Origin of the sequence: Microbulbifer harenosus, assembly GCF_005771435.1 — a bacterium.
GTDB lineage: Bacteria > Pseudomonadota > Gammaproteobacteria > Pseudomonadales > Cellvibrionaceae > Microbulbifer > Microbulbifer harenosus.
This window is the reverse complement of the sequence record NZ_VANI01000033.1, coordinates 1-3667: the sequence shown is the minus strand read 5'-3', so window position 1 is coordinate 3667 and position 3667 is coordinate 1. Positions and strand designations below refer to the sequence as shown.

General features: G+C 49.1%; 4 protein-coding genes. All 4 read left to right on the top strand.

Annotated elements, in window-relative coordinates; genetic code table 11:
- Nucleotides 1-787 (top strand): reverse transcriptase domain-containing protein (locus FDY93_RS19065; protein WP_246068658.1); only part of this gene is annotated, 787 nt, incomplete at its 5' end.
- Between the two features lie 179 nt (nt 788-966).
- The gene (locus tag FDY93_RS19060) at nt 967-1278 is read left to right on the top strand and encodes a hypothetical protein (RefSeq protein ID WP_138237347.1); all 312 of its coding nucleotides are present in this window, start codon (nt 967-969) and stop codon (nt 1276-1278) included.
- 546 nt (nt 1279-1824) lie between these two features.
- Nucleotides 1825-2523 carry a transglycosylase domain-containing protein gene (locus FDY93_RS19055; protein WP_138237346.1) on the top strand — a complete coding sequence of 233 codons (699 nt, stop codon included), beginning with the start codon at nt 1825-1827 and terminating at the stop codon, nt 2521-2523.
- A gap of 117 nt (nt 2524-2640) precedes the next feature.
- Entirely contained in the window at nt 2641-2949 is a 309-nt protein-coding gene (locus tag FDY93_RS19640; RefSeq protein WP_220446258.1) for a hypothetical protein, read from the top strand.
- The last annotated feature ends 718 nt before the right edge of the window (nt 2950-3667 follow it).

Sequence of the window (3667 nt, the reverse complement as noted above, 5' to 3'; positions counted from 1 at the left end):
CTTCGACACTCTGGACAAACACCAGCTGAGGGTATTCCTCCAGCAGCGGGTAGGAGACGGCGTATTACTGCGCCTGATCAACAAATGGTTAAACGCCGGAGTTATGGAAGCGGGAAGCATCCACTACCCGGAACAGGGCACGCCGCAAGGCGGAGTTATCTCCCCAATGCTAGCCAATGTGTACCTGCACCATGTGCTGGACCAGTGGTTTGAGCAAGAGGTGAAGCCCCGTCTCATCAGCAGCGCAAGTCTGATACGATTTGCGGATGACGCGGTTCTGTTGATGAAGAATGCCGAGGACGCTGATCGGGTCATGGCCGTATTGCCAAAGCGGTTCCACCGCCATGGCTTGGCCCTGCACCCGGAAAAGACCCGTGTTACCAGATTCAAGCCACAAGAGAATGTCAGTATCGACTTTCTAGGCTTTACGCATTACTGGAAGCGGAGTCAGCGCGGAGGCTGGAGTATCTGCCGTAAAACCATGAAATCCCGGTTTGCGCGCAGTATCCGGGCCATCGGCAACTGGTGCAGCGAGAACCGTCACCTGGCCCTGCCGGAATACCATGCAGCCCTTTGTCGAAAGATCAGAGGGCATTATGCGTATTTTGGTATACGAGGTAACAGCAACGCACTCAAGCGTTTCCTGTATGTTGTTAGGAACACTTGGGTAAAATGGCTAAGGAAGCGTTCACAGCGCCATCGGCTGAACTGGAAAGCGGTAGAGCGTCTGTTGCTGCGATACCGTCTTCCTGCGGCGCGTTTAATAACCATTAACCTGCGAATGTGATGGGTTGAGGAGCCGGATGCGTTAATCGCGCACGTCCGGATCTGTGGGGGGCGGTGATGGTGACATTGCCGTCTACCTGACCACGTTTGCGCGGGTCGCTGCGCTCCCATTTTCGCGCAAAACGCGCACAAGGCAAGCTGCCCCTGCCGGCGGCGTTATGTTTCACCAAGAATCGAGATATGGATATAAATCAGCAGCAGAAATGTAATCTTTGCGGAGACAATTTCACCGTTCAGGGAATTCTTGATCTCGCAGAGCATTACTGGCCAGAGCTAGATGTTCTTGTTTGCAGGTCGCCTTGTTGCCAAAAACCACAAGAACTCCAGCTTAAGGCGGGGGTTATAGAACGTGGCTATGTATATGCAGCCGGCGCTCCACACTTTGCAGGCATGGAAGTATATATAGCGCCCAATTTACATGTTTCAAGAAGTGGCAGGGCTATCAGCTTTCATCTAGGTGGCTCTGTGGTAACGATCAATGCAAAAACATAACAATCAGCGGCAGAGCGACAGCCAACGCTACGCACCTTTTGTGTTACTCGCTGGCGCTCAAACATTAACACAAAATGCGCTCCGCGCTGGCTGCGCCTGCGCTGGGCGTTATTGAGGCGGGTTCGAAATTTTTCTGGCTTTAAGATTTGAGCACTGTTCGGGCCATCTGCATCGTATCCTGTGCCATTTTGAAGTTCAGAGCGTTCGTTTCTAGCAGTTTCGTTCTGATCCAATTGGGTATGGTAATTCCGCTGCAGTATTGTGGGGTGCCGTTAGAGAATTAAGTGGGCGAGGGGAGTAGAGTATGTTCCTCACATTTTTATCGGGCGGTGGCCGTCCGCAAGCTCCCGGCAAAGTGCGGGTAAGTTGGTGCAGAGCGCGCCTGCAATAACAAGGCCGGGCAGCCAGGCTCCGGGCCTTCGGCCCTCCGCGGGACAGCTTACCTTGTGCACGTTTTGCGCAGGTCGCTTCGCTCCCATTTTTGCGCAAAACGCGCACAAGGTAAGCTGCCCCTGCCGGCGGCGTTAAGCGTCCAAGGAGAGTTAAGTGGTAAAAAAGTATTTGAAGGTAGTATTTTTCGGAATTGTTTTATTTTTAGCTTCTTATCTCTCAATTGCCGCTCTTTGGGCAAATTCTGTAGTTGAGGAGCTGCTTCAGAATACGCCTTCCGCACATCAAGAAGTCGAGATTCAGCCCCAGCATTTAAAGGCTCTTGTGAAAATTGAAGATCCTGCGTTCTATGATCATAATGGTCTCAATATTTCAAACGGCCAGGGATTAACTACAATCACATCTGTAGTTGCGAGAGATCTTTTTTTGTACCATCAAGATTTAGTTGGAGTTAAAGGGTCATTCCAATCATTCTATAAAGCAGTCTTCAACTGCTGTAAAAAAATCGATCTTGGTCGAGATATTATGGCTGTTGTGCTCAATTCACATGCCACCAAACAGCAACAACTGAATTTATTTATAAATAATACGTATTGGGGAACAATGGAAGGTAGTAGTGTCATTGGAATGCAAGCCGCAGCAATGGCGTATTATGCGAAAGAGGCATCACAACTTACCGATGATGAGTTTTATGGGTTAATTGCTATGCCAATAGCGCCAAACTACTACCATCCTGTCAGTAACCCCGAGGCTCATGCCAAACGTGTGCAGAGAATTAAGGCAATCGTCTCAGGTCAGTGTTCTGCCTCTGGCTGGTTCGACCTGACTTATGAACATTGTGCCACCGGCGCTTAACAAAGCAATGCAGCCGACGTCTTACTTTGTGCACTTTTTGCACGGTCGCTGCGCTCTCATTTTCGTGCAAAAAGCACACAAAGTAAGCCGCGTCTGATTGCGGCGTTAGGAGTCCGAGTGCAAGTAGCCAGGAAAAAAGGTAAATTTTTGTTACTTTTTATGAGCTACGTATTGGTGGCTGCGCTGGTTGGTGCTGCATCGGCGTTTTACAGTTCTTTTAATCGTCTTGAATGTGAAGCTAGTACTTATCTTCAAGAGCGCATGCGATTTGAGTTGTCAAAAGGAGAGCTAGAGTCCGCGCGATCAAACTCAAATTTTTGCCCAAGAACGTTCTTTTTTAAAAGAGATAATGGTTCTAACGGTTGCGCATTTGGGTATGTAAATATTCTTCGAGGCCCGGAGGTGACAATTGGCGGCTGTGGCTAGTCCTCCTAACAAGGCCGGGCAATTCGCTCCAGGCCTGCGGCCCTCCGCGGGACAGCTTACCTTGTGCACGTTTTGCGCAGGTCGCTGCGCTCCCATTTTTGCGCAAAACGCGCACAAGGCAAGCTGCCCCTGCCGGCGGCGTTATGGCTCCTTAGTAGAAAATTCCGAGTTATGAAAAAAGTTCATGAATGTGAAAAAATGAAGCTTGTGGAGTCTTGGATAGAATGCGATGAAGATCATTGCAGTTTATATATTAACCACGTCGCCTCTGAGGCGGATCTAGAAGAGAACCACTATCTGGAGTACGCAGGTCAAACTATTGATAACGTTTCTATAGATGTTTTGTTTTGCCCGTACTGTGGAGTAAAACTTTTAGATGAAGACTCTGGGTTTTGTCCATCATTTTCATACAATGATTTTTCAAGGCATATTAAATAAATTTTTCATGGAGTCTTTACGTCTCGAGTTCAGGTTTTGCCTCGGTAGTGGCTCTGGTGCTGCTCCACGGTTCAAGCCATAACAATCAGCGGCAGAGCGACGGCCAACGCTACGCACCTTTTGTGTTACTCGCTGGCGCTCAAACATTAACACAAAAGGTGCTCCGCGCTGGCTGCGCCTGCGCTGAGCGTTAACGTAGGTGATCACAAAAAGTAAAAGTGGTTAACCTATAAGAAAAATGAAGGGTTCCGGTAGCGAGTCTTGTCGGGCTCAGGAATTA